The following is a 25,963-nucleotide window of genomic DNA, read 5'->3' as shown; positions in this document are numbered from 1 at the left end:
AATATTTTTTCTGGATTCCCGCCTACGCGGGAATGACATCAAGAGTACTTTCCGATCCACGTAATAATGCTTTTGCAGAAATGACATCGAGAGCATTTTCTGATCCATACACAGTAAAGCACTATCCTAATCAGCTTCACAAGAATAATTTACAACATCCTCCTTGATTTTTATCGCACCTCTTAAAAAACCAAAATAACTATTATTATTTTTCATAAAATAAAATTACACTCACTTACATATTATATGAGCATTAGTTAAATTTAAAGTTTTTTGTATATAAAATATATTGCTTAATCTTTTGAAACTGCTTAAAATTATATTTTTAATTTATGTAAATACTATGACAAAACAAGCTAATAAAATATCCTATGATGAAGTACCTTATTCTCCATTTACTTTCAGTTATACCTCCCCACCGTATTTAAGAACTATCGCTAAGCTATTTGGACTAAACCCTCCGCCTCTTGAAACTGCTAAAGTACTTGATATCGGTTGTGGAGTCGGTGTTAATATGCTTAACTTTGCTGAAACATATCCTAAATCACAATCTCTTGGTATTGACTTATCCAAAATACAAATAGAATTAGGTAAAAAAATTACCAGTGATTTGAAAATAAAAAATGCCGAGCTAAAGGCATTATCTATATTGGACCTTGATGAGTCATACGGTAAGTTTGATTACATAGTTTGTCACGGCGTATATTCATGGGTACCTGAAGAAGTACAAAATAAAATATTAGAGATTTGCAATAAACTGCTAAATCCAAGCGGCATAGCTTTTGTAAGTTATAATACGCTCCCAGGCTGGAATATGCAGAGAACAATACGTGAAATGATGATGTTCCATTCAGAGCTATTTAATACTAGCTACGATAAATTACAGCAAGCTAGATTACTTTTAAAGTTTATCAATGACTCATTAGAAAGCTCCACAACGCCTTATTCTAATTTCTTACGAGATGAAACAAAATTATTATCTGCATATACTGATTCATACGTACTACATGAATATTTAGGCGAAATTAATACAGGTACATATTTTCATCAATTCGTAGAAAAAGCTCAAAAAAATCATCTAAATTACTTAGGTGATACGTCACTTACTGCAATGTTTATCGGTAATTTACCTACTAAGGCAGCAGAAAAGCTACAAGCTGTTAATGATATTGTTCGTACTGAGCAATATATGGATTTTATCACTAATAGAAAGTTCCGCTCGACATTATTATGTCATCAAAACATGCCTATAAACAGAAAAATTGAATTTAACAATTTAAAAGAGTTTTACACTACCCTTAATATTAGACCGGTAACTCTAGAAAAAGATGTTGATTTAACTAACGAACAGGAAAATGTTAGCTTCTATTACGAAAATTTACCTGATCCTTTTATTTCAACCACTTCACCGATCATGAAAGCTATTTTATATGTATATGCTGAAAATATTAGCAATCCGATAAGCTTAGAACAAGTAGCAAAAGAAGCTTTAAAAAAGCTTGGTAAATATCAATTACAAGATTTCTTAGCAGCATTAGAACAACATTTTATCAAATTCCTTTTTCAAGGTTATCTAAAAATATTTGAGACCAAACCGCATATTATAGCAACTATCACTGACAAACCTAAAACTAGCGAATTTGCAAGATACCAAGCAAAACAAGCACATTTTAATAATGTAACTAACGTGTTTAGTGTCACTAATAGACTTAACGATATGGTAGGTATACCGATACATGAAAAATATATTTTAGAAATGTTAGACGGTATGCATAATATTGATGATATTAAGAAAGGCGTTCTTGAAAAAATTAATTCAAAACTTTTAACTGCTCGTGACGATAAAGGACAGGAAGTAACAGATCCAAAATTGTTAAAAGAATTTGTTGACTATGTAGTTACTGCATCCCTTGAGAAATTCCGGATGAACTATCTGTTAGTAGGGTAATTTAGTGTGGCTTTGTGGGCATTGTTGCGTGGATCAGCTTTTCCGTTATTGCAAGTAGTCATAGACTGTAGCCAATCCATAAAAAATATACTCCGAGTAAATGAAGAGTAGCTATACGAAGTTCAACTTGAAAAAGAGCAAGGAATCTGTAAGCCGAGGAGCAGAGCGTACAAAAGTACGTGAGCATCCGAGGACTTACAAAGACGACGCAGCCAATTTTTCAAGTTGAACTTCGTATAGCTATGCTACTAATTTTTCACGCAATACTTCAACTAACTTATTAATTGCTTCGGTTGGGTGGATATTTTCAAGGATAGCAAGTTCGCCTGCAAGTCTATTTAAAGCTGATTCATAGAGTATTCTTTCACTATAAGAACGATCATTATCAACATTTTTATGCAAGTCCCGTAATACTTCAGCAATAGCTATAACATTACCTGAGTTAATTTTACCTTCATATTCTTGAGCTCTTCTACTCCACATCCTATTTCCTTGCTTTGGTTTACCTTGAAGAGTTGAATATATGACATCTAAATCTTTTCTGCTTGCAACCGCTCTAAGACCAACAACCGCAGCTCTACTAACAGGCACTTTTAATGTCATTTTATCCTGCGAAAAGGAAATTACATATACTTTAATTTCAGTACCTGCAATAGTATGATATTCTATGTTTGTTATTTCACCAACTCCATGTGCAGGATAGACAATTCTCTGCCCTATTTTAAACTCGGATTTTTGTTCGGTTTTATGTTCGGATTGTGTTGTATTTGCCATTATTAATTCCTCCATAGTGGTTTTAGTGCCTAAGAACTTAATGTTAGACTATTATTTTCTATAGCATAGCACATTTTGCTCCTATTATAAAGTAGATATTTTTATTGAAATAAAATTGATATGATCTTATTGTAGATAATACAAATAGTTAAAGGAATAAATATGCGAAGTATTTTTATTGTGCTAGTATTTTTATTATTTTTGAGTAGCTGTTCAGAAGAAAAAGCACAAGATAAGAACCATGAGGAAAAACAAATAATAGAGCAAGAAACTCTGCAAAATAACGAAACTTCTAAAGAAACGAATCAGGAAGCCGTAAATTCTGAAAATGCAGCTGAATTGATAGTTCCTGCTAATGACAATAATCAGACTGATGAAGTATCAACGCCGGATTCACAAGAACAAAAAAATCCTGAAATAAAACCTGTTAAAGTCACTTTTAAAGTTGATGATAATGATATGGTTCTCGGTAACAAAAAATCAAATGTTATAGTAGTCGAGTATTTTTCTCCTACCTGTCCGCATTGTGCTTATTATCATCAAACAATTTTTCCGGAACTTAAGAAAAAATATATCGATACTAATAAAATTGCATATGTGGTTCGTGAATTTATTGCTACAAAACAAGATTTAGACGCTGCAATTTTAGCCCGCTGCAAGGGCGATACAAATAGTTTTATACAGTTTCATAATATCATATTACAACAACAAGATAAATGGGCATATAGCAATAAATACAGAGAATTATTAACTGATATAGGTCAGCTTGGCGGTGTTCCTCCGGAAGAATATAAGCAATGTTTAAATAGTGATAAAATTACTGAAACGCTAATTGCTAATACTAACTTTGTAGCAAAAACACCAAAATTTATAGGCACTCCTTCTTTCTTTGTTAACGGAGTACAAACCGGAAATTATAGTATAGATAATATTTCCACAGCAGTAGATAAAGCTTTAGAGGAGCAGAAAGAAAAAATGAAATGAGCTTGTAATTATAATATCGGCAGTAGATCATCATTGCGAGCGACTGAAAGGAGCGTGGCAATCCAGAAAAATAATAAATTTAACTGGATTGCTTCGTCAAAATTTTCAATTTTTCCTCGCAATGGCGGGGAAATAAATTAATGAATACGGAAAAACTAAAAGATATCAAAGCAAGAATTAAAGACTTAAAAACTCCTAAGTTTTCTAATCCTAAAATTCGGCAAGAAATTAGCTCGTTTTCTATAGCTATAGATTTAGTTTCAGGTACAATGGTAGGTGTTGTGATCGGAATATTTACGGATAAGTTTTTTAATTCTAAACCTTTATTTCTTATTATATTTACAATAATAGGAATGATTGCCGGCTTGAACATTATAAGGCAAAAAGTAAACAATAAAAAGTAAGAAAATGACTCATAGTCCCTTAGCACAATTTGATATCAAAAAATTGATAGAAATCAAAATGTTCGGTTTTGATGTCAGCTTTACTAATTCGAGTATCTATATGTTACTTGCTAGCATCTTAGCTCTAACTTATTTTTACTTAGCTTTTTATAACCGAAAATTAGTACCTTCTAGATTACAAGTAAGTGCTGAAATAGTTTATAATCTTGTAGCTGATATGTTAAATCAGAATATAGGAGTAAAAGGACGTAAATTTATTCCATTAGTTTTTAGTTTATTTATTTTCATTTTATTCTGTAATTTACTTGGTATGACACCTTATAGCTTTACTGCTACTAGTCATATTATCGTTACTTTTGCCTTGGCAATTTTAGTATTTTTAACGGTAACTATAGTCGGTTTCGTAAAACACGGCTTACGTTTTTTAACTCTTTTTTTACCGCACGGTACTCCTTTATGGTTGGCACCGTTAATGATAGTAATTGAACTATTTACATATTTAGCAAGACCGGTTAGTTTATCATTGCGACTTGCCGCTAATATGATGGCGGGGCATGTTTTATTAAAAGTAATAGCTGGTTTTACTATTTCATTAATGATTTACTTGAAATTTCTACCAATCCCTCTTATGGTGATATTAATTGGGTTTGAAATTTTTGTTGCAATACTTCAAGCTTATATTTTTACTATTTTATCTTGTATGTATCTTAATGATGCTATTAATTTACACTAATTGTTATTTTGATTAATTAAAAGTTAGGTTTTTTATGGACATGGTTTCTTTAAAATTTATTGGTATAGGGCTTATGGCTATCGGCATGTACGGTGCGGCTCTAGGCGTTAGTAATATATTTAGCTCTCTACTTAGTTCAATAGCACGAAACCCTTCAGCTGCAGAAAACTTACAAAGAATGGCTCTGATCGGTGCAGGTCTTGCTGAAGCAATGGGACTTTTTTCCTTTGTAATTGCTATGTTACTTATTTTTTCTTAAAATTCATTTTTAAATAAGATGCCTCAATTTGATATTGCTACCTATTATTCGCAAATTTTTTGGCTTATCGTTACTTTTGGCTTATTATATATCTTTGTTTACAAATTTATTACTCCAAAAGCCGAAGAAATTTTTAATAATAGACAGATAAATATTCAAGATAATATTACGCAAGCCGATACACTGACCCTAGAAGCAGAAAAGCTAAATAAATATTATAATGAGGAAGTAGCAAAAACAAATACCGAAATAGATAGACTAAAAAAAGAAAAAATAGACTCTTTAGAATCAGAATTTTTAATTAAAAAAAAGAATCTAGAGCAAAATTTAAAAAACTCTATAAATCAAAATATTGAAGATATAAATTTAGCTGCTAAGCAATTTAGAACTAATAAAAGCGAAGCAATCATAAAACTTGCCGTTAATATTATTGAAAAAATAGCTGGAACTAAAGCAGATATAGATTTACTAAAAAAAATAAAATAATGAATTTCCTAGATGAGAGCTTCTGGCTTGCCGTTAGTTTTGTAATTTTTGTATATTTAATTTATAGACCGGCAAAAAAAGCCATTTTAAATTCTTTAGATGCTAAGATTTTAGAAGTACAAGAAAAAGTTCTAAAAGCTGAAAAGTTAAAAGAAGATGCTGCTTTGCTTTTTGAACAAACCAACTCACAAATAAAGAAATTAGAAACTTTATGCTCTCAAATGATAGAAGAAAGCAATGAAGTTACAAAAAAAATCATTCAAGAAAAAACTAAAGAAATTGAAGAATTTTTAGAGCATAAAAAATCTGATGCTATACAGTTAATTCAAAACCAAAAATTAACTGCAAGTAAGGAATTACAAGATGAATTTTGTGATGAAGTGATAAAACTTGTATCCGAATATTTTCAATCAGCTAAATTTTCAGAAAGCAATATTGCTAAAAATTTAATGGATAAATCTAATTTTCCTCGTGATGAGGATAAAGCTACATAACAACTATCTAGCATTTCTTTAAGATCCCTTTATCATTGACACATAATCGTAATATTGAGCCGTCAATAAAATATGCAGGATGCTTGTTTGTTAATTCAGGATCGGCTCTAGCGAATTCTTTTACACAAGCGAAGTTTTTGCTAGGGCTGTTAATCACTCCTAAGCAAATTGCTTCAAAACTGTACTAGTTAGGAGTTGATCTGACAGTATTGAGTAATCAGGCAGCTTGATAAGTTAAGGTCAAGTTGTCTGATATTGTCTCTATATTATCAATATTTTTATTAATTGCAATATAAAGAGAATCTTTAAAAGTTTGCATTGGCGTTTTACCGTAACAATGTTTACCTGAATGAGTTCTTTCATTATTATAACCTACAAGCCAGTTATCTATATCAGTTTGTAGCTCTTCTAATGTAGAATAAAACTTTTTGCGGAATAAAATGTGATAACATTCTTCTTGCATAGTTGTGTGGAATCGTTCACATATCCCATTAGTTTGAGGACTATAGGCTTTAGTTTTAGAATGATCTATATTTTCAATACCAAGATATAACTGATAAGCATGATGCTCAGGCTTGCCACAATACTCCGTTCCTCTATCTGTTAATATCCGAACCAGAGGAATATTATAGCTTTCAAAAAATGGTATAACCCTATCGTTAAGATGGTCTGCACTCGTTATAGCTGTTTTTTCTGTATAAAGTTTACAAATAGCAATAGAATAAGTATCAACGAAAGTTTGCTGATAAATACGTCCTATACCTTTTATATTCCCTACATAATAGGTATCTTGAGAACCAAGATAACCGGGATGTAAACTCTCAATCTCACCGCTTGCTTCACGTTTGTTTTTTACTTTTTCAAGAGCTGTTAACTGTATATCATTTAGAATAATACCGTCGCTTGCTACCTTATTTTCTAAAGCTTTTAAGCGTTTCTTAAAATTTTCTAAATCATGACGAAGCCAAACTGATCTTACGCCTCCTCCTGAAATAATTATTCCTTTCTTGCGTAGCTCATTAGCTGTACGTTCTTGACCATAAGCGGGATATTCAACTGTAATATTAACTATAGCATCTTCAACACTTGCTGGTACTCGGTTCTTTAAACAAGGCTTTCTTCTGCTCATCTCATATAGCGCTTCTTCTCCACCTTGTTCATGAAGCTCTTTATAGCGGTAAAATGTATCTCGGCTATAACCCATTACTTTACATGCTTGCGATACGTTACCTAGTTGTTCTGCTAGTTGTAATAAACCAATTCTTGGCTTTATTATTTTTTGTTGGTATATTGTCATCTGACAGTCTCCTTTTTTTAGAGGTTGTTAAATTTTTGCCGGGTACGAGTATATCTTTTTTTTCGTACCCAACAACTTCTTACTGTCAGATCAACTCCTAACTAGTACAAAACATAACATTTTAGCTACTTCTATATTCTTAACATTTGCTAAAACTCTTAGTTGTTTTGCTAAATATTTATCGCCTAAATAGCCTTTCACACCCCAATTTCCTAAGATTGAGAACTTACTATTCCATTTATCTTTAGCAGCATTAATATATATTTATTTAAAACTCTTTTTTGTATTTTTTGTTTAATTTGTAATGTAACTTCCTCAAAATCGCTTCTCTGTAATATCAACTCCCTAGTTTCGTTATTTTTTATAAACTCCGGAGCCATTGTTTTAAGATAACTTCTTATAAATTTAGCATTAGGATGTTCTAAGCCTAAAGTTTGTACATACATTAAATAAGCTTGTTTACAAAGCTCTATCGCTTTATTTGTATCTTCTGATTTTTTATAAGATAATGCAATTGAACTAAAAGAACTAGCAATACAAGGATGATTACCTTGATATAATCTTTGATATAATCTTTAGTGCTTCTTCTTTATTCAGTCCTTGAGAGATATCGCCTAATTGTCCATAAACCAAACCAATATTATTAAGAGAGTCAGCAATATCAGGGTGATTACCTTGATGTAATTCTTGAAACATATTTAAGGCTTCTTCATAATATTTTAGTGCTTTTGTAGTATTACCTAATTTATCATATACTACTCCGACATTATTAAAGGAGCTAGCAATATAGATGTGATTGTTTTGATATAACGATTGCACTATTTCTAAAGCTTTTTTGGAATATTTTAATGAATCTGTAAATTTACATAGTACACATTCGTTATATTTCCCTATTTTTTGAGATAAGTTTGCTTTTATAAGCTTATAGATTTTAGTATCATCATTTAATATTTTTATTATATGTGGATAAAGTAATTTAGCATTTTCCCAGTCTCCGTTTGGAACAGCTTAAATAAGGAAATAAATTATCTAATACTTCTACTAATTTTATATAAATCTCTTTTTCATCTATCGCATGTTCTTTATATTTATTTATATATTGCTTTGTTATAGATTACATTAATCTATGTAATTGTAAGCCGGCTTGTGTCCATTTCGGTATGTTAAATTCATTATCGATAATGCTTCCAACCTTTTTATAGGTGCCTGTAACTTTTCTTCATCTATTAGAAATAATTCTTTGAAAATCTCTATGCTGATAAAATCAGGGTCTAAATGTGTCGAATATTGTAATATCTGCCAAGCTAAAGGTGATTTTTCTAATAATTGTAGTAATAAAATGGTTTCTATGTGATCATCTTTGCTATTTTTAAAGTAATTTTACTTTAAGTAGTTTATTTTCTTTTACATGCGCTACTGCTTTAGATAACCTATAAGGTGATGCAGCATCTTTACTACCAAACTCTTCTACTAATTTATAAATATCTTGATTATTTAATCTATTTCCTAAAGATTGTTCTAAATATAATCTTGCTTCTTTTTTGCTAAAAGGCTCTAACTCAACATTTAAATCCTTATGTAATTTTAAATCACCATGTAAATTTTTATCTTTAGTAGTAATTATCACTTGTGCTTTATCTTTAGATATATTCATTATACCGTTAAGATAAGGCTCAATATCTTTATATTTTTCGACATTATCAAAAATAAATAATGTAAATGGCTTTAAATTAGCAATCTTTTTATTAACTAAACTTATTACTGATTCTTCTGTTTCATCTTTAATATTAATTCCTAATTCCTCAGCTAGTTTTTGGTATGTTTCAAGGACTTTGTCTGCAGAGTCAGCATTAATAAAACGTACTATTTTATTTTCTTTGCTTCATCTCTTTGTTTACCACCATAATCTATAGCTAGCGTAGTTTTACCTGTTCCAGCGAAAGCACTAATTATTACACATTGCTCTTTACTTAAAATATTACCTATTTCTTGAAATACTTTTTCACGAGTAATAATATTATGAACTGATAAAAGAGGTAAATTACTAATTATATTTTTATCATTTTTAATAAAAATATAATTGTTACTAGATTCTAATACTTCTTTTGCTTCTTCACTAACTTCAATTAACCTTAAAATTTGCTCTTTTATTGTTTTTAACTGTTGTTTAACTAAACTCGATATTTCTTGTGCATCTATCTTTAGATTATTTAACTGGCTTAAATAGTAATCGCTGCTTCCTTTATTATCTGTGTTTGCTAGATAGACAAATTTACTTCTTCTATACGATAATGATCTTTGTAAGAAAGTTCAAATTTTCCCTCAAGGGTTATGATCTCTTTTGATGGGTATTCCTTGTGCGGCATTATTTTCTAAATGCTTATAAACCTCTAAAAATTGTCCGGTTGCAATATTATCGCTTATAAGCTGATCGATTACCTCTAAGAAGCTTCCAAATGTCGTTGCAGTAGCATTTTTATATATTAAATTGTTTGTTAAAGTTTTAACCATATTATTGCCGGATATAAAATCAAGTGCCTTATTTATTAGCTATTATCTTTGGGCTGATATTCTATGCAAGGCCAATCTAATATCTGTTCATATTTTACCGGCTTACCGGTTTTTGGGTCAAAAGCATCTAGCATTGGATCAAGTAAATAACCGGATAATAATAATATGCCTTCTAACAAGGGAGTATAGTTTTTAATTAGCGGTATGTTTTATTTAATATATTTATTATCTTGCCTGTATGCTTTGGAATAATTTTAGGAAATAACCTATATGCTTTATTAATATGCGGATTACAGACATTTACAAAATTCGGAGCTGATAAATAAGTTGTTATATTTAAATTTTTCACGTCAAAGGTAGTTTCATGACTATGCATCTGCGGCTGAAGATTTTCTGTAGCTAAACCCGGGCTATCGAATGTGATTGCCTTTGCTTTTGGATAATGAAAATCTCTATGAGCAAAATATAAACTAAGCTCTGCAAGCCATGCACCTAAAGAATAACCAGTAAAAGATAAATTATAATTATGCTTTTCAGCATATTTGGTAATCTCCTTTGTAGCTTCATATGCTGCCTGCTTGCTGTGCTACTATCTGCCCACCTAAAATACTTTTAAAATGAGCCTTAAGAGGTGAATTAGTTTTAAGCAAATCTAATTTTTCAAATGTAGTACCTCGATAGGTAAGTACCATTTGTTTTATTTTTTCGTTTACATATGCTACTGCGTAATATCTACCTATTTTAGGCTCGTTAAATATTTTCCAGTCTTTTAATTGTTCATTTCAGATTTTTACCTTTTCATTATTTTCTTTTTCTTCTGCAAACTTTACAATATCATTTTCCGTAGAATCCATATAAGCATGCAAACTAAATAAACCATGCACAAAGTCGGTAGGGTGGTGCTTATAGTTTTGATTATTTAAGATAATTTTACTTTCGATCTTTTGTACAAGATCACTAGAAGCATTAGGCATCTTGCCCTAGCTTACATTACCGATAAAATTATTATTTCGGATTTTAGCAGCTATTTCCTCTAACTGCGGAAGCATTAAATGTAGACTGCTAAAATCTAGATGAACAAATGAAGGGACATTTTTTTCTAGACACGCTATAATTGTTTGATAGTCACTTATAGTTTGAGAATAGTTAACCGGATTTTTTGAAGAAAACACATCTGCTTTCATAAATATACTTCATAAAATTTTATTCTTTATTGGTTGTATTATATAGCTCTAATTGAACTGAATTTTGCGTTTTTAACCAAATTTTTTGAAGCATTATAAATTAAAAGTTATTACTTTCAATTATTATTTTTATTCTGAATTTAAAATTAGATTATCTGAGATCATGAGTTTATAGGAAAATATAAAATGGTGAGAGACATGGTACATTATTAGAACCTTAAACCAGTATAGATTAGACCTGATTAGGGCTTTTGTTAAGCCCCGTTATGCCTTAATATCGGCTTAATTAAGCGAATATTACTTAATTCCATCATAATTATCTAAAGGGTGTAGGGGGGGGTCAGTTGCCTCTGTTCTTACTTACTTAATCCTACATCATACCCCATGCTTAGTAATCCGGCTAATATAATAATACGCTGTTATTATTATTAATTGCTTCTTGAAGTAAATTAGAACTTAACTTATTGTTTAATTCAACTGTTTCTTGTGATACAATTTTTTTATCTAAATACTCGTCTACTTTTAAGAGCTATCTTTTACTTTCATTATTAAACTGCTTCATTGCTTCTATTGTTTGTTGTACTTCTACCTTATCTTTAAAATTCAGTAATTTGCTTGATATATTATTTATTTGGCTTTGCATTACTGCTTTAATCAAATTATGACAAAATACAATAGTTATTTCCTATAACTTCAATTATTTCTAAAAGTTCATCGTTATACCCTATTTCTATAGAATATGGTTTAAGAAAACTTAAAACATATAATATTATTTCAGCCGGTAAGTGTGATATATGAACTTCACCTTTTGCAAGCTCAGTATCAGGTGTTATTACTTTACAGACTCCTGCTATAGCTAAAGTATTTTCTGCAACCAATTTTGTTGCAGTTGATAATAAAGAAAAGATGTTACATCTTCATATTCGTTTAAATGATCTATTAACAGCTCTTTATCAGCAATTTGATAAAATTTTAAAGCTATTAGGTTTTGAATATTTAAACTTATATTCTTGTCTTCGGTAGAAAAATCATTAATTAAAAATAACAATAATTTTTTTACAAATTCTCTATTTAAGCAAAGAATTTCCTGTATTTCTTCCGGTTCTTCCGTGTATATGAACCTAACCATTGATTTAGTATAAGAGTAGTAAGAGAATAATTAGTTTGTAGGGTTTCTATAAAAAAATTTATCCCTCCTAGACTAATACTGCTTCTTTCAAGACTAAGATAAGTTAAAGTATTATTTGTTTTTAATGCTTCCGCAAGAAATTCTGCTCCTTTATCACCTATAGCTCACTCATTGCCCCAATGACAATCGCTACCAAGGTCACAAGGTATGTAAGAGATTTATTTACCTTTAACCCTTCAGCTATTGCTTTAGCTCCTATAACACCTATTTTATTATCGTTAAGACTAAGATACTTTAATGTATCATTAAATTCTAAAGCTTTCCAATCGGCTCAATTGCTCTAGGTTGTAAATAACCATTGCTGCTTAAATCAAGTGAAATAAGCTTAGAGTTTTGTTGTAAAAATTCTGCAATTAATTTTAATCCATCACTTTGTATAAAAGCATTCTCTAGAATAAGGCAAGTAAGCGTAGAACTAATTTCGCTATCAAAAGTTAGTATATTAAGAATAAATTTTATCGTATCAATATCGACACCCTTATATCTAATCTTTAAAACAGTATTATCTTTTTCTAAATTTTTAGCTTCTCTAGAAAATCCTTTTTGTTCTAGAAGCTTTATTAGCTTTTTCATATTTATTAAATTCTATAAATTTTAATATTTTGTTAAAAAAATAACTGAAATATGGATAAACTATAATAAGTAGTTTTAAGAATGCAATAGAAATTTAATTAGAAGTATAAATAAATGAATTGAGATTGCTTTAAGAAGTATACGAAGTTAGTTTTTTTGATAATATTTTAAAATTTAGTATTTAAAAGAGTTTAATATAAAAATTAAAACAAAAGGAACATATATGATTTTTAGAGAAACTTGAAAATGGCTAAAAAGCTGAGAGGGACGTGGTGACCCCTACGGGACTCGAACCCGTGTTCCCACCGTGAAAGGGTGGTGTCCTAACCACTAGACGAAGGGGCCTTAATTTTAAAAGTAGGCAATATAGACATATTAGTCATACCGTGGCTACGACCACGGCATGACAGTAAGTTAGAAGTTTTATACAACACCTTTGCAAATATTGCAAGTATAAAAATTATAGGTTTACCTTAAGCTTAACACTACCTTGATGACTTCTATAATGTTTATTTAGATAATAATTATAATCCAAAGCAATAGTAGTATTTTTGATACTGCCTATAATACCCGTTCCTAAATTATAGGATGTTTTCGGTTGTTTCGGTATTACATAATTTTGCTTAAATTCAGTATCAAATATTTTAACGACTCTATTTATTCTTTGGGTTTTCTCTTTAAAATTATGTTCTACCGCTCCTTGGAATATTAGCCCTAAATTATTAAATTTTAGAACATCTTTTAAAGGTACTGTGACTTTAGTACCGATAACTCCGGACAATATATTATTCTCTTTCATTGTAAGAGCTATTTCTTGTATGTTAATACCGGTTTCATTATATACCCCATCTCGTGACTTCCCGTATCTTAAACCAACATTTGGGATAATAACGAGCTTGTTCTGCAAAAGATAATTATAATTCAGTAATGCTTCCGCATTATAACTATGATTGCGATGTTTTACATTACTTCTAATTTTAGTATCACCATATGAATAAGTTGTCTTATCTTTAATAAAGTTTTTAGAAGCAGATACTAAAGCTTGTAGTGCAAAATTCTTCGGTAATTCTTTTTGTCCGTAAATAGAAACCACATGACTATTAATAAGTTCTTTATCATTATTTTTACTATTTTTAAATTTAAATACTGAATGAACATTACTATAAGCTATACCTACAATATTATTGTCGATTTCAACGTCAAACCCAATAGTAGCACCTTTGTTAGTACCTCTATAACCGGTCATATTGTCAACACGTCCATGATTATTAGTACCGTACATACCACGCATCCACAAACCTCTTTTTATACGATCTTCTTCATCACCGGCTCCTACTGCTACCATATTATTAGACATATTCATAGATGCATCTAATCTGTTACGAATCATATTATTTACAATAGTATTAACAACTTTCGCTTGATTTAAAGTAGGAGCATTTTCTGAAATTTGCATTTGCATTTCTTGTTTTGCTTCCTGTTCAAGAGGAATAGCCGTATCAACTTCCGTCATTTTAAGGTTACCCCCATCGGAATCGGATAATTGCTCTATTGTTTCTTCTTCCGCTTCAAACCCTGAATCATAACTTTCTTCATCTCCGCTACCATCGCCTAATGCTAAACATTCCTTTTCTCTACTGTCGCTTAATGCTAATGCACACTCATTACTTGATACAGGTAATAAAGATAATTCTCTACTTACGTCTGTTACTTCTGTGTCTTCTTGTTCTTCATCTCCTGCAGGTAAGGTAGATTCTGATTTACCATCTGACACTAACATTTCTTGTAACAATAACTGAGCAAGAATATCTTCAGCTTCTTCGCTTGTATACTTCTCTAGAAGTAACGAAGAAATTTTTTCATCATACTCTTGTAATCGTGCATTTATTGCTAAAAGCATTTTTTCTGACTGCGGTTGTTGTATCTCCGGAATACTTCCACTTACATTACTTTTCCTCGATGAGTCATTTTTAGCAACCGTTGTATTTTGTGTTGGCGTTATTAAATCAAGAGTTTCTATAGTTAACATATCATGTTGTTGCTGATTCTCAGGTTCTATCAGCGGCAAATCCTCGTAGGCTCTATTGCTATTCTGGTTTGAACCAAACCCCACATCTGAAGTTCTGCTTACAAAGCCTGAATCCATACTTTTAGGGTCTGCCACTTCTTGATTCAGCATATAAGTTTGCGGCTGAGCTTTTATTGGCACTAAGTACCCACCATACTCGTCCAGCTGTTCATCTAACATTTTCTGAACCCCATGACTTAATGGTATTATTGGCTGTGCTTTTGACGGCTGCTTAGGAATAGTAGCAGTAGAAGAAGTTGTTGACTGAGTAGAAACTAATACCTCTAGCTTTTCTATATCTACAGCTTTATCCACTACCGTTTTCATAGCTTTTTCTTGCTTTTTTATTTCCGATAATTGTTTTTGTGCTGCTTGTCTTTGCTTTTTATCTTTTAGATCTTTGTATTCTGCACTATTTCTTTTTACTTCATTTGCTTCTGCTCTCTTTTTATCAACTACAGCTTGTCTAGCAGCAGTGACTTTCTGCTGTTGAGTAAGCACATCTAGCTGTTGCTGCTGATTTAAGAATACCCCAGCTGGCGGTATCTCCGTAACCGGGGCTTTTCCTTGAGGTTTTGTTAAAACTACCTTATTTACTGAAATATCTATTTTTTTAGATAACCTATCTACTTCATTGTTTTTACTTATTAACTCTTTTTCAAGTTTCTTTATTTTGTCTTTATTTTTACCTATTTTTATTTTATCTTGCTTTTGAGTGCTTTTTAACCTTGCTCCTTTGCTAAGATTATCTAACTCCTTATTTTGGTCAGATAGTATTTTTATTTTTTTTTCTATCTCTTCAGCTTTTGACTTTAGTGCTTCTGTTGTTTTTTGTGATGAAGTTAGCTGCTTATGCAACCTCTGCCATGGTTTTTTATTTTTTTTGCCTTGGGTATTTTTAATTGTTGATTCTACTTCAGCTAACTTGATTCCTATCGTCTCATTAACTCGTGATATATTACTTACCATTCCTGTTGTAACTTCAATACTGCTTTTTTTTATAGGCAACGGTACAGATGTGATCGGTCTCGGAGGAACTGTTGGTGTACTAAGTTGTACTGTCTGTTGTGGCTCGCTGCTAAACGATAGTTTTTGTACTACCTTTGAGTTTGTATTTGGTGGTGTATTAGCTCCTACACTATCATTTGGTTTAGAATCTGGAGTAGGCTGATATGGAGTCGCTAGTGTTGATGGAGTACCAGGTGCCGTAGTATAATGTTCCGGTGACGTCAGGGTAGTACTTGGTGTATTAGGTGCAGTGACCAAGCTACTTGAAGCTAGGCTAACAGTAGGCGAAGACGCTGTTATTATAATCTCTGGTTTTTGAGGCGTTTGCTCTGTCGGTCCAGGAATATAAGTATTTTGACTTTGTTCTGTTTTTTCACCACCTACAATTGTCTTGCTTCTAGTAGGTGGTTGTACTTTTCTTGCTTTTCCGACCTCAGACCTACTTTGTGCTATCTTTTTATAATGATCCTCTATAGGAATATCTTTTAATGGATTAGATGGCTTAGATTGGCTAGATATTTCCATTTCTCTTATTTCAGATGGAGTATATGTGTTTATTTCCGGTCCCCGTACAATTACTGTTCCTATCTGCTGTGGGGTATTTGTCGTATCTTTGTTTCCGTTTAATTGTGATAAGTTATTCAACAATTTATTACTGAGGTCGATACGAAATACTTCTTTACTCATCGCCATACCCTCAAAAGGTATTGCGATTATTGCTCCTACTGAAATAGAGGCAAGTAGAGAATATTTTAAAAATCTTGATTTTTTTAGTAAATTTTGTTCTGTTAACTTATTCATCATAAATATCTCAATTTAAATTAAAATTTTTATATACATAATGTTGGGAATTATAATAAGTAAGTTAATAAAGGATAATAAGTAAGTTAATAAAAAGCAATATGAAAGTTAATTTATTTTAATAATTAGTGTCTGGGCTTATGTCATTTTTGCAGAAGTGAGAATCTAGAAAAAAATTTAAAAAATATTAGGATTATAGGAGTTTTTAAATTAACTTTGGAAGCAGAATATAATAATTTAAATATTTGGTATTTTGTTAGTTTTATTTACGGTATTATTGTTTATTTTTCGCTTGATTTTGAGCTTTCATTTACAACAATTTTTTTCATTTTTTGTGTTTGCCTAATATTAACCTTTACTAGAAATTCTAATATATTTTTACAGTTTATTTACTGGATGATTATTGCTTTTATTTTTGGCATATTTATCTCTAAATATCGTGTGACAAATTTACATAGCGAAATGCTTTATAAACCTATCATCACTAAAATTAGCGGTAAATATAGAATCGATAAAACCGACTATTATAGGAGGACAAGTAGTATTAAATAACATCAAGATCGAAAAAATTAATCGTAATTTACAAAAAGTTAAAATTAGTATACCGAGGAAATATATATACTCTGGTGAAATGCAGAGTGATTATATGAAGATCAACTTGGAAAAGAGCAAGGAGTCTGTAAGCCGAGGAGCGGAGCGTACAGAAGTACGTGAGCATCCGAGGACTTACAAAGACGACGCAGCCAATTTTCCAAGTTGATCGAGTATAAAGGAAATTAGGGTAAATGACAGAATTACTTTGCTTGCTAAGCTCTATAAGCCGCAAAATAGTATATTACCAGGCGGTTATGATTTCGGGTTTTATGCTTATTTATCGAATATTGGAGCAAACGGCTATGCGATGTCTGAGCCGCAAATTATAGAACGTAACAAAATAAATTTTGATAGTTTTATTTATAAAATATGCATTCATATTTATAATAATTTAATAGAAAAATTAGGAAAAGATAAAGGGAATTTTGCAGCTGCGATATTACTCGGCGAGACGAAAGGTTTAAACAGACAAATCATGCAGGATATGAGGCAAAACAGTATATCACACGTGCTTTGCGTTTCAGGTTTGCATCTATCTTTAGTAGTCATGATTGTTTTCCTTACTACAAGATTTTTATTAAATCTCTCAAATTATTTGGCATATAATTTCAATATAAAATTAATCTCTGCTTATTGTTCGCTAGTAGGTAGCTTTGGTTATTTAGAGCTAAGCGGTATGCAAATTGCAGCAACTAGAGCTTTTATTACTGCTGCAATCTTTATTTACGGTATTATTATCGGACGATCTTGCTTTCCCCTACGTTCTCTTGCAATTGCGGCTTTTATAATATTATTGTTAAATCCCGAATATATTTTTCATCCAAGTTTCCAATTATCTTTTATCGCTGTATTATCGCTTGTTGCCGGTTATGAATTTTATTTAAAGAATTCATGGTTACTTGGAGAAAAGAAAGGCATTTTTGGGGCAGTAAAATTTTATACAGCCTCAAATATTTATTCAAGCTTCTTAGCAAGTATCATAACGGCACCTGTAGTAATTAATCAATTCTTTATATTTTCTACTTACTCAGTACCGGCTAACCTCATTGTCGCTCCGATAACGTCATTTTTTCTTATGCCGCTTGCTTTGTTATCTCTGCCTTTTACCATGATCGGGTTTGACAACTATATCCTAAAGCTTATGGGGTTCTTTATTGATATAATAATAAAATCATCCGCCTATTTTAATAGTTTACCAGCTGCTGTATGGTATTTCGGTCATATTACCAATTTCAGCATATTACTCTTTTTATTCGGCTTTGTTTGGATTTGTATATGGAAAACCTCGTGGCGTTTACTTGGTCTTGCAATCATGGCAATATCTTTTATATTTATGTTCTACTCCCCAAAACCGGAATTAATATTTGACGCAAATCACATGGCGGTAGGCGTTAAAGATAGAGAAAATAAGCTAGCAACCTACACCGATAAAATGCCTGCTTTCAATAGAACTTACAGGACTAATTGGTTTGGACAAAAAGATAGTATGGTGTTACCTTTAGAGAATAATATTTTTTTAACTCACTACGGATAAAAAATTGTCATTAACAAAAATAATCATTGTGAGAAAGCCGAAATTCATATTAATCTCAATTACAAAGCTAAATACCGCGGGAGCTTAATAACAATTAATAAAGATTTAAAAAAAAAAGCCCTATTATACTTATCTTTTGCAATAAAAAGGAATGTACAGTAAAACCAAACCATGCGAATTATACATAAAACTTTAAAAATCCCTTCAAAAGGATATAGAAAAATTTTGAGTCTCTTAAATGAAAAAGGACAAGCAAGACTTATCGGCGGCTGCGTGCGAGATGTGTTACTTGAGAAAGATAGCTATGATATCGATATAGCTACTACTCTAGTGCCAAGTGAAGTAACAAATATTTTATCTAGAGCTAAAATAAAAACTATTCCGACCGGTTTAAAATTCGGCACGATTACGGCTATTTTAAATAATGAAAAATTTGAAATTACGACTCTTAGAAAAGATATTGAATGTAACGGCAGACATGCCAAAGTAGTATTCACAAATGATTTTGCCGAAGATGCTGCAAGACGAGATTTTACTATTAATGCTTTAAGCTATTGTCCCTTTAAGAACGAGATATATGATTACTTTGAAGGGTTTAAGGATTTGCAGCAGGAAAAGGTCGTATTTATAGGGGAAGCTCTAGATAGAATTAAAGAAGATTATTTGCGAATCCTACGCTTTTTCCGGTTTTCTAGCTATTATGCGAATCAGCTTGATGATGGAGGGTTTAAAGCATGTAAAGCTTTAAAAGACGGCTTAAAAACTTTATCACGAGAGCGAATAAAAAGTGAAATGGATAAAATTATCGTTTCAAAAAGAGTAGCACAAATTTTAGAAGCTATGTTTGAAATAGGAATATTAGAACTAATATTCTCTATCCAAAATTATGAAATAAAATTTTTTGAGCAAGCTAAAGAATTAGAATTAGCCACTAACTATGCTTTATTACTATATAATTTAAAAAACATAAATTCAAAACTTTTTCTCGATTGGAAATTCTCAAAACATGAGGCAGTGCAAATATTATCAATAACGAACTTTCTGAATGAAGCTAAATTTAACATAAAGAAAATTTGGTTTGAAAAGAAGAACTATAAGGAATATTTATTAGCAGCTAGCATAATCGGTAAATTAAACCATTCACAAGCAAAAGAATTTATCCTTAAATATGATGCGTTATTACGTCCGAAATTCCAAGTAAACGGTAATGACTTATTAAATATGAATATAGAAAAAAAAGAGATAGGTGTAAAATTAGAATATCTAAAAAATTTTTGGATAGAGCAGGATTTCAAGCCTAGTAAATCAGAGTTATTGAAGAAATTATGAGAGCTAGTATATTAAATCGTCATTGCGAGCGACTAAAGGCATTGTTGCGTAGATACCGAGTCGTCATTGCGAGCGGCTGTAAGGAGTGTGGCAATCCAGAAAAAATAATAAAAAAATTCTGTGAATCAGAATTTTTTACTGGATTGCTTCGTCAATTACTTTGTAATTTTCCTCGCAATGACGGAAAGACTGGTTTGACATGCATAGCATTATTATGTCTTACATTCTTCAGCTTCACTAGCTATGCTAAGCCTAAAATAGTTGTAAGTATCACGCCAATCGGTAGTATTGTTTCAATGCTTGTTAAAGATAAAGCAGATATAGAAAGTTTAGCTATTAGTAGCGACTGCCCTCATCATTATAATTTAAAACCTAGTGATTTAGTAAAAGTCAAAAATGCCGATATTGCAATTTATATTAATGAACAATTTGACGGTTTTGCCGAGAAATTAATTAGTAATCATAGTAAAAACATTATAAAAATCAGTGATATTAAATCTTTAACCACTATAAAAGATAATTGGCATATTTGGCTTGATCTTAATAATGCTGCGATTTTACTACAAGAATTTGCACAAAAATTTAGTGAAAAATTTCCTGAGCTACAAGAAGATATTAATAATAACCTTTCAACAGCACTTAAAGAATTAAACAAGCTACAAGAAATCAAAAATAATGAACTTGCAACGATAAAAGACGTAATTTTATTAAGTGACAGTAGCGAGTATTTTCTTCTTAATACTAATATTAAAACTGCAAAATTATATAGCGAAAGTCAAAAAAGCCTCCGATATATAAGCAAGCTAGAAGATTTAATTAAAGAGTCTAATAACAAATGTCTTGTTTTAAGTAACGAACAAAATTCACGACTATATAACAAATTAAACGCTAAAATAATAATATTAAATAGCGAAAACTGGAATGTGAAAGATATCGATTCAAACACTTTTCAGAACCAATATTTACAAATGATTGATCAAGTTAAAAAATGTTTATAAAATTAAATAACGAAGAAGAGACAAAGAATCTTGCAAAACTCTTTGCACAACGCTTAAAACCAAATGATATAGTTTTATTTAACAGTGACCTTGGAGCAGGTAAAACATTTTTTTGTCGTGAAATTATTAAACATTTTTGCGGTGAAAATACAATCATTATAAGCCCGACTTTTAACTTACTGCAAACATATAAAGCTCCTAATTTCACTATTTATCATTATGATCTTTATCGTCTTAAATCACCTGAAGAAATTTATGAACTTGGGCTTGAAGAGGCATTAAACGGCAATTTAATTTTAATAGAATGGTCTGAGATCATTAAGCACTTACTTACTCCGCCTTTAATCGAAGTAAACCTAGAAGTATTAGATGAAAACAAACGTTTGTGTAGTATTATAACAAATCATAAAGAAAATTCACAAGAATCTTCCCTTATTGATTTTTTATAAAATTCTCCACTATTCGGTACAAAGCTTGATATTCGAAGAGATAAAAGCCCTACTAGAAAAATTGAATTATAAATTCGGCAGTAAAAACGCCTTTTCAATAGGAAGTAATTTTAGTTTTGGTAGCATTGGCATAATTAAATCTATTCCGGCTTTTTCGTTACTATTACCGTGTACTAATATAAAAAAACCATCTTGAACTTTTTCACCTTTAGCAAGCCATGCATTGCTGCCAAGCGGGATAAATCCAAAATCTTTTAGTTTTTCTATTAATGTTTGATCAGAAACTAATCCAGGGAAACGAAAGAAAGGCGATGGAGCAATATTATAACTTACCAATATTTTTCCTGCTTCTAATACTTCATTTTCAAAATCATCTTTATTGGAAAGAAGAAAATTATCTTCAAGAGGTTTATCTTTAAAGTAAGGATGGCTAAATGAATGATTAACCCATATTATTTGTAGATAACCGTTTTCTTGTTGCTTTATTAGCCATAAAAACTCCTCTTGATGTTTATTAATCCATAATCCTGAAACACATATAGCAATCGGAATAGGTTTATTTAGTTTGATTGATAATTCTAAAAGAATGTTAAAAAACTCTTTCTCAAAGCTTTTGGAAGAAGGACACATATCAATCGTAAGAAATTGTCCTTTTACTTTATACATGCTACTCGTAGTACCGTAATTTTGCTGTGTATAAGGTGCAGAGCTATATTTATCTAAAGTTTAATATACGGAGTTTTATTTAATTTTTTCAGAAGATTTTCTTCTTCTATTTTATTCGTAGGTAAAATTACCAGCTCTTGTAGAACTAGCTCAGTTTTAAAAGAATTCGGATCTACTAAAACGAAATATGATTTCTCATTATTTAAATAAGAATGAATAGCGATTTTTATTTTTTTATTTTCAGCAATTACAGGCAACAATACCGGTTTATAATCAATTATGATTGCTGCTTTTTCACTTGCATAGCTTAAATTAAAAAATAATATTATAAAAATAAAACTTACAATTCTTTTCATTTATTCATCTCCATAACGCTCGTATAAAATTCCGCAATTTTCTCTTTTACCGTTGCGGGATCGTTCATCAAATTAACGGCACCTCTAAACTCTGCCGAATTCGGTAAACCGCTACTATACCAACCAATATGCTTACGAGCAATAGGTACGCCCACGGATTCGCCGTAATAATCAAGTATTGCATCATAATGCTCGGTTACGATATCTAGCTGTTTTGCTATAGAGGGAGCAGGTTTTTCTTCACCTGTTTTAAGATAATGATCAATTTGTGAAATAAGCCAAGGTTTGCCATATGCTCCTCTACCGACCATAATACCGTCCGCACCCGATCTTTGCAGAGCTTCTTTTGCTTTGGTAAAATTAGTGATGTCACCGTTAGCAATAACCGGAATTTTTACTGCTTCTTTAACTAATCGTATAAAATCCCAATCGGCACTACCGGAATAAAACTGACATCTAGTTCTACCGTGAACGGTAACCATCTGAACACCTGAGCCTTCAGCAATTTTGGCTAAAGTCGGAGCGTTTTTCGTGTGATCATCCCAGCCCATACGCATTTTAACGGTTACCGGAACTTTTACCGCTTTAACGGTAGCTTCAAAAATCTTAGCTGCCAGCTGCTCATCTCTCATTAGAGCCGAACCTGAATAACCGCCTACTACTTTTTTCGCTGGACAGCCAAAATTAAGATCGATAATTTTCGCCCCCATATCCTCATTCATTTTAGCAGCTTCAGCTATTACATTCGGCTCACAGCCTGCTAGCTGTATGCAAGCACTTGTTGCATCATCACGCATAATGGCACTTTTTTGTAGTGACTGCCTAGATTCCACAATCATTGCCCTACTTGCTACCATTTCAGAAACTACAAGCCCTGTACCGAATCTTTTCACCAATCTTCTAAATTCCAAATCCGTAACACCTGACATTGGAGCAAGAATTATATTTGAAGAAAGTTCAATATTGCCGATTTTGATCATAAAAACCGTTATAAAAATAAACGCTCATAATATCATAATTAAGTATTTTTGTCTAATATTACTAATTAAGAATAGACAAAAGCCGATTAATCTATTATAAGCTTAAGTTCATACTCCTAATAAATGAATAGTAGATAGACGAAGTTTAATTTGGAAAAGAGCAAGGAGTCTGTAAGCCGAGGAGCGGAGCGTATAATAATACGTGAGCATCTGAGGACTTACAAAGACGACGTAGCCAATTTTTCAAATTAAACGAGTATATACGGCCACGTAGCTCAGTCGGTAGAGCAAAGGACTGAAAATCCTTGTGTCGTTGGTTCAATTCCAACCGTGGCCACCATTCTTTATTTCTATTCCAATTTATAAACACCTCAAACAGCGAACACATTATAAACTAAGGACTTTTTGCTTTCCAAAAAAAAAGTTAGATAATGTTGAATCTTTCTAGTGATTCTTCTTTAAATCAATCTCAATTCATTTATTTATACTTCTAATTAAATTTCTATTGCATTCTTAAAACTACTTATTATAGTTTATCCATATTTCAGTTATTTTTTTAACAAAATATTAAAATTTATAGAATTTAATAAGGATGGAAATATGAAGCACAACAACCAGGGTTGCACGATCCTAAAAAATAATGAACTCGTCAATAATTTTTTTATTACTTTTCTTGATACACGACCTCAAACAATAAATGATGACATAGCTAAATTAATTGCAACAAAAATAAAAAATATTAACACAATTACTAGTATTAATTTTTCTGGAAGTCAAATAAGTTATAAAGAGATTAAAATTATCATAGAAGCTTTAAAGTCAAATAAAAAGTTAGAAGCAATTGATTTTTTAGTTGTAATAATTTAAATGATCAAAAAACGGTCTTATTAGCTGAAATCTTACAAGCAAATACTATAATTTATTTTAATCTAGGGAACAACAATATAGAAATTACAGGATTAAACACAATTATCGAAAACTTAAAGTTACATAATAATCCCATTTCACATTTAGATTTGCATAACAATAATATAGCTAATGATGGAGCAAAGTTAATAGCTGAATTTTTAAAAAATAATAAAGCTTTAAATTATCTTGATATTTCATTAAATAAGATAAATGTTTATGGAGTAAAACCAATTATTGAAGCTTTAGAAGAAAACATTACTATTACTGGTAAATTTGGAGCAAAATAATATGAACGAACAAGATAAAACCTTAAGTAATGCTATGATTAACAAGTATTTAGAACGAAATAAAGAGTTAGTAACCGAATATGGTAGTGTTCAAAGTTTAGTGGATGCTATAAATGTTAGAATACCTAATGATACCACAATAAATACTTATGATAAATCTATACTTACAAATACACTAAACATTATATCACAAAAAATCAAATTTCTTATTTGCAAATCCCATATATATATATAGACATAACAACTAATATGCAACAACGCTTAGCAGATCATAAGCTTTTAAAATTAAAGATTATAAGTATAGAAGAACAGCTTGACGAATTAATAGAGAACCAACATCAAGATATGATAAAGTGCCGAGAATAATTGAACGAAATAAATCAAGAGATGCTTTTAAAAGTTGTTTGTCGATTATAAGTATAATTTTTCGGTATGGTAATTTGAATAAATTTCTGATTAATTTGTAGTAAGAATATGATGTGTAAGGTTTTTGAGCTAAAATAAGTTCTATTCTTAATTCCCTATTCATGCCATTCGGATAAATTTCACGTAATAAGTCTTTGTCTTTAATAATAAAATCTAGATACGGCTCAATAATGGCTATTCTTTTCTGCTACTGTTTTAGTGTTCATAACGGCTTAGTTCTCCTGATTAAACTTAAATTGCTCAAGTTTCAACCACCGAAGAGAAATAAACTCTTGGTGGTCTATGTATTTAATAAGTGTTTAGAATAATGCATAATTCTAGATACTGTAAGGAGGTAACGATGGTGGTCAGGTTATTAATTTAATTATAATTAATGAACCGTGCCCCGGTGTGTTACTCCTTACTTCATTTGGTTCCAAACAAATCAATAGAGCAAGGGGTTATTCACGATCAACCATTAAGATCAAGTGAATAACCCCCTTGCTCGTACATGGGACAGGAGAGAAAAACATAACAAAGCATATCTTTATAGGTATCGATGTATCTGAAGATACTTTAGACGTCTGGTTACACCCATTGAATAAATATAAAGTTTTTAATAATGATCAAAAAGGCATTAATGAGCTAGCCGAATATATAGCAGGTTATAGTATTGCTAAAATTGTAATTGAAGCTACCGGTGGGCTTGAATATAAAGCGGCAAACACCTTATAAAAAGCAGG

Annotated in this window: 33 protein-coding genes, 2 tRNA genes and 2 pseudogenes; 18 read left to right on the top strand and 19 right to left on the bottom strand. The window is 31.0% G+C overall.

Features of this window, described 5'->3' with window-relative positions:
• Positions 1 to 343: 343 nt before the first annotated feature.
• On the top strand, positions 344 to 1,948 hold the full coding sequence (locus AB1146_RS02920) for a methyltransferase regulatory domain-containing protein (protein WP_010420707.1): 1,605 nt from the start codon (positions 344 to 346) through the stop codon (positions 1,946 to 1,948).
• A gap of 240 nt (positions 1,949 to 2,188) precedes the next feature.
• On the opposite strand, the gene AB1146_RS02910 is transcribed toward AB1146_RS02920, so the two are convergent.
• A complete protein-coding gene (locus tag AB1146_RS02910; RefSeq protein ID WP_010420713.1) occupies positions 2,189 to 2,722 on the bottom strand; it encodes a CarD family transcriptional regulator in 534 nt (177 codons plus the stop codon).
• Between the two features lie 162 nt (positions 2,723 to 2,884).
• On the opposite strand from AB1146_RS02910, the gene AB1146_RS02905 reads away from it, so the two are divergent.
• The 6 genes from AB1146_RS02905 to AB1146_RS02880 all read left to right on the top strand — a co-directional run bounded on the left by AB1146_RS02905 (position 2,885) and on the right by AB1146_RS02880 (position 6,082).
• Entirely contained in the window at positions 2,885 to 3,706 is an 822-nt protein-coding gene (locus AB1146_RS02905; protein ID WP_010420716.1) for a DsbA family protein, read from the top strand.
• Between the two features lie 140 nt (positions 3,707 to 3,846).
• Positions 3,847 to 4,110: an AtpZ/AtpI family protein gene (locus AB1146_RS02900; protein WP_010420721.1), complete on the top strand. Its 264-nt coding sequence runs from the start codon at positions 3,847 to 3,849 to the stop codon at positions 4,108 to 4,110.
• 4 nt (positions 4,111 to 4,114) lie between these two features.
• The gene (locus AB1146_RS02895) at positions 4,115 to 4,843 is read left to right on the top strand and encodes a F0F1 ATP synthase subunit A (RefSeq protein ID WP_010420724.1); all 729 of its coding nucleotides are present in this window, start codon (positions 4,115 to 4,117) and stop codon (positions 4,841 to 4,843) included.
• A 34-nt stretch (positions 4,844 to 4,877) separates the two neighbouring features.
• Positions 4,878 to 5,102, top strand: coding sequence for a F0F1 ATP synthase subunit C (locus AB1146_RS02890; protein WP_010420727.1), 225 nt, complete (start codon positions 4,878 to 4,880; stop codon positions 5,100 to 5,102).
• A gap of 18 nt (positions 5,103 to 5,120) precedes the next feature.
• Positions 5,121 to 5,588: an ATP F0F1 synthase subunit B' gene (locus AB1146_RS02885; protein WP_355404248.1), complete on the top strand. Its 468-nt coding sequence runs from the start codon at positions 5,121 to 5,123 to the stop codon at positions 5,586 to 5,588.
• Complete coding sequence (locus AB1146_RS02880) at positions 5,588 to 6,082, top strand: F0F1 ATP synthase subunit B (RefSeq protein WP_010420732.1); 495 nt, start codon at positions 5,588 to 5,590, stop codon at positions 6,080 to 6,082. Before AB1146_RS02885 ends, AB1146_RS02880 begins: the two co-directional genes overlap by 1 nt.
• 217 nt (positions 6,083 to 6,299) lie before the next feature.
• Here AB1146_RS02880 and AB1146_RS02875 read toward each other — a convergent pair whose 3' ends face one another.
• The 16 genes and pseudogenes from AB1146_RS02875 to AB1146_RS02800 all read right to left on the bottom strand — a co-directional run bounded on the left by AB1146_RS02875 (position 6,300) and on the right by AB1146_RS02800 (position 16,713).
• Positions 6,300 to 7,379 (bottom strand): IS481 family transposase, encoded by a 1,080-nt coding sequence (locus AB1146_RS02875; protein ID WP_010420735.1) that lies wholly within the window; start codon positions 7,377 to 7,379, stop codon positions 6,300 to 6,302.
• Positions 7,380 to 7,591: 212 nt separating this feature from the next.
• Complete coding sequence (locus AB1146_RS02870; protein ID WP_029374719.1) at positions 7,592 to 7,825, bottom strand: hypothetical protein; 234 nt, start codon at positions 7,823 to 7,825, stop codon at positions 7,592 to 7,594.
• Between the two features lie 100 nt (positions 7,826 to 7,925).
• Positions 7,926 to 8,198 carry a tetratricopeptide repeat protein gene (locus AB1146_RS02865; RefSeq protein ID WP_029374720.1) on the bottom strand — a complete coding sequence of 91 codons (273 nt, stop codon included), beginning with the start codon at positions 8,196 to 8,198 and terminating at the stop codon, positions 7,926 to 7,928.
• A 550-nt stretch (positions 8,199 to 8,748) separates the two neighbouring features.
• Positions 8,749 to 9,033 (bottom strand): hypothetical protein, encoded by a 285-nt coding sequence (locus tag AB1146_RS02860; protein ID WP_010420740.1) that lies wholly within the window; start codon positions 9,031 to 9,033, stop codon positions 8,749 to 8,751.
• A 668-nt stretch (positions 9,034 to 9,701) separates the two neighbouring features.
• Entirely contained in the window at positions 9,702 to 9,890 is a 189-nt protein-coding gene (locus tag AB1146_RS02855) for a hypothetical protein (RefSeq protein WP_029374722.1), read from the bottom strand.
• Positions 9,891 to 9,925: 35 nt separating this feature from the next.
• A complete protein-coding gene (locus AB1146_RS02850; RefSeq protein ID WP_156790160.1) occupies positions 9,926 to 10,069 on the bottom strand; it encodes a hypothetical protein in 144 nt (47 codons plus the stop codon).
• Positions 10,070 to 10,086: 17 nt separating this feature from the next.
• Positions 10,087 to 10,440 carry a lipase family protein gene (locus tag AB1146_RS02845; RefSeq protein ID WP_232203725.1) on the bottom strand — a complete coding sequence of 118 codons (354 nt, stop codon included), beginning with the start codon at positions 10,438 to 10,440 and terminating at the stop codon, positions 10,087 to 10,089.
• Positions 10,441 to 10,453: 13 nt separating this feature from the next.
• Positions 10,454 to 10,582, bottom strand: coding sequence for a hypothetical protein (locus AB1146_RS02840; RefSeq protein WP_010420743.1), 129 nt, complete (start codon positions 10,580 to 10,582; stop codon positions 10,454 to 10,456).
• Between the two features lie 90 nt (positions 10,583 to 10,672).
• Positions 10,673 to 10,864 carry a hypothetical protein gene (locus AB1146_RS02835; RefSeq protein ID WP_040611254.1) on the bottom strand — a complete coding sequence of 64 codons (192 nt, stop codon included), beginning with the start codon at positions 10,862 to 10,864 and terminating at the stop codon, positions 10,673 to 10,675.
• A gap of 6 nt (positions 10,865 to 10,870) precedes the next feature.
• Positions 10,871 to 11,074 (bottom strand): hypothetical protein, encoded by a 204-nt coding sequence (locus AB1146_RS02830; RefSeq protein ID WP_029374723.1) that lies wholly within the window; start codon positions 11,072 to 11,074, stop codon positions 10,871 to 10,873.
• Positions 11,075 to 11,733: 659 nt separating this feature from the next.
• Positions 11,734 to 11,952 carry an F-box protein gene (locus tag AB1146_RS02825; protein ID WP_010420745.1) on the bottom strand — a complete coding sequence of 73 codons (219 nt, stop codon included), beginning with the start codon at positions 11,950 to 11,952 and terminating at the stop codon, positions 11,734 to 11,736.
• Positions 11,931 to 12,203 carry a hypothetical protein gene (locus tag AB1146_RS02820; RefSeq protein WP_010420747.1) on the bottom strand — a complete coding sequence of 91 codons (273 nt, stop codon included), beginning with the start codon at positions 12,201 to 12,203 and terminating at the stop codon, positions 11,931 to 11,933. The genes AB1146_RS02825 and AB1146_RS02820 overlap by 22 nt, the downstream gene beginning before the upstream one ends.
• A gap of 157 nt (positions 12,204 to 12,360) precedes the next feature.
• Positions 12,361 to 12,504 (bottom strand): annotated as a pseudogene (locus AB1146_RS02815) (leucine-rich repeat domain-containing protein); the annotation flags it as partial.
• 11 nt (positions 12,505 to 12,515) lie between these two features.
• Positions 12,516 to 12,836: a hypothetical protein gene (locus tag AB1146_RS02810; protein ID WP_010420750.1), complete on the bottom strand. Its 321-nt coding sequence runs from the start codon at positions 12,834 to 12,836 to the stop codon at positions 12,516 to 12,518.
• Between the two features lie 270 nt (positions 12,837 to 13,106).
• Positions 13,107 to 13,181: transfer RNA gene (locus AB1146_RS02805), tRNA-Glu, on the bottom strand.
• 115 nt (positions 13,182 to 13,296) lie between these two features.
• Positions 13,297 to 16,713 carry an autotransporter outer membrane beta-barrel domain-containing protein gene (locus AB1146_RS02800; protein ID WP_010420752.1) on the bottom strand — a complete coding sequence of 1,139 codons (3,417 nt, stop codon included), beginning with the start codon at positions 16,711 to 16,713 and terminating at the stop codon, positions 13,297 to 13,299.
• A 216-nt stretch (positions 16,714 to 16,929) separates the two neighbouring features.
• On the opposite strand from AB1146_RS02800, the gene AB1146_RS02795 reads away from it, so the two are divergent.
• The 5 genes from AB1146_RS02795 (at position 16,930) to tsaE (ending at position 21,617) form a co-directional block, all read left to right on the top strand.
• Positions 16,930 to 17,265, top strand: coding sequence for a hypothetical protein (locus AB1146_RS02795; protein ID WP_010420753.1), 336 nt, complete (start codon positions 16,930 to 16,932; stop codon positions 17,263 to 17,265).
• Between the two features lie 526 nt (positions 17,266 to 17,791).
• Positions 17,792 to 18,841: a ComEC/Rec2 family competence protein gene (locus AB1146_RS02785; RefSeq protein WP_332252593.1), complete on the top strand. Its 1,050-nt coding sequence runs from the start codon at positions 17,792 to 17,794 to the stop codon at positions 18,839 to 18,841.
• Positions 18,842 to 19,012: 171 nt separating this feature from the next.
• The gene (locus tag AB1146_RS02780) at positions 19,013 to 20,170 is read left to right on the top strand and encodes a CCA tRNA nucleotidyltransferase (RefSeq protein WP_010420756.1); all 1,158 of its coding nucleotides are present in this window, start codon (positions 19,013 to 19,015) and stop codon (positions 20,168 to 20,170) included.
• A gap of 194 nt (positions 20,171 to 20,364) precedes the next feature.
• Positions 20,365 to 21,168, top strand: coding sequence for a metal ABC transporter solute-binding protein, Zn/Mn family (locus tag AB1146_RS02775; protein ID WP_410525672.1), 804 nt, complete (start codon positions 20,365 to 20,367; stop codon positions 21,166 to 21,168).
• Positions 21,159 to 21,617, top strand: coding sequence for a tRNA (adenosine(37)-N6)-threonylcarbamoyltransferase complex ATPase subunit type 1 TsaE (gene tsaE / locus AB1146_RS02770; RefSeq protein ID WP_010420758.1), 459 nt, complete (start codon positions 21,159 to 21,161; stop codon positions 21,615 to 21,617). The genes AB1146_RS02775 and tsaE overlap by 10 nt, the downstream gene beginning before the upstream one ends.
• 66 nt (positions 21,618 to 21,683) lie before the next feature.
• Here tsaE and AB1146_RS02765 read toward each other — a convergent pair.
• Together AB1146_RS02765 and dusB are read right to left on the bottom strand one after the other, a co-directional pair.
• Positions 21,684 to 22,639 (bottom strand): annotated as a pseudogene (locus AB1146_RS02765) (polysaccharide deacetylase family protein).
• Positions 22,636 to 23,619: a tRNA dihydrouridine synthase DusB gene (gene dusB, locus AB1146_RS02760; RefSeq protein ID WP_010420763.1), complete on the bottom strand. Its 984-nt coding sequence runs from the start codon at positions 23,617 to 23,619 to the stop codon at positions 22,636 to 22,638. The pseudogene AB1146_RS02765 and the gene dusB overlap by 4 nt, the downstream one beginning before the upstream one ends.
• Before the next feature lie 150 nt (positions 23,620 to 23,769).
• On the opposite strand from dusB, the gene AB1146_RS02755 reads away from it, so the two are divergent.
• The 6 genes from AB1146_RS02755 to AB1146_RS02730 all read left to right on the top strand — a co-directional run bounded on the left by AB1146_RS02755 (position 23,770) and on the right by AB1146_RS02730 (position 25,955).
• Complete coding sequence (locus AB1146_RS02755) at positions 23,770 to 23,871, top strand: palindromic element RPE5 domain-containing protein (protein ID WP_010420765.1); 102 nt, start codon at positions 23,770 to 23,772, stop codon at positions 23,869 to 23,871.
• 12 nt (positions 23,872 to 23,883) lie between these two features.
• Positions 23,884 to 23,959: transfer RNA gene (locus tag AB1146_RS02750), tRNA-Phe, on the top strand.
• A 260-nt stretch (positions 23,960 to 24,219) separates the two neighbouring features.
• A complete protein-coding gene (locus AB1146_RS02745) occupies positions 24,220 to 24,486 on the top strand; it encodes a hypothetical protein (RefSeq protein ID WP_010420766.1) in 267 nt (88 codons plus the stop codon).
• Between the two features lie 149 nt (positions 24,487 to 24,635).
• A complete protein-coding gene (locus AB1146_RS02740; protein ID WP_010420769.1) occupies positions 24,636 to 24,815 on the top strand; it encodes a hypothetical protein in 180 nt (59 codons plus the stop codon).
• A 1-nt stretch (position 24,816) separates the two neighbouring features.
• Entirely contained in the window at positions 24,817 to 25,050 is a 234-nt protein-coding gene (locus tag AB1146_RS02735; protein WP_010420773.1) for a hypothetical protein, read from the top strand.
• A 671-nt stretch (positions 25,051 to 25,721) separates the two neighbouring features.
• Positions 25,722 to 25,955 (top strand): IS110 family transposase, encoded by a 234-nt coding sequence (locus AB1146_RS02730; RefSeq protein WP_010420447.1) that lies wholly within the window; start codon positions 25,722 to 25,724, stop codon positions 25,953 to 25,955.
• Positions 25,956 to 25,963: the final 8 nt, after the last annotated feature.

The organism is Rickettsia helvetica (genome assembly GCF_963970025.1).
In the GTDB taxonomy this organism is placed as follows: Bacteria; Pseudomonadota; Alphaproteobacteria; order Rickettsiales; family Rickettsiaceae; genus Rickettsia; species Rickettsia helvetica.
The sequence above is the reverse complement of the archived record's forward strand: the minus strand, read 5'-3'. Positions and strand labels throughout refer to the sequence as shown.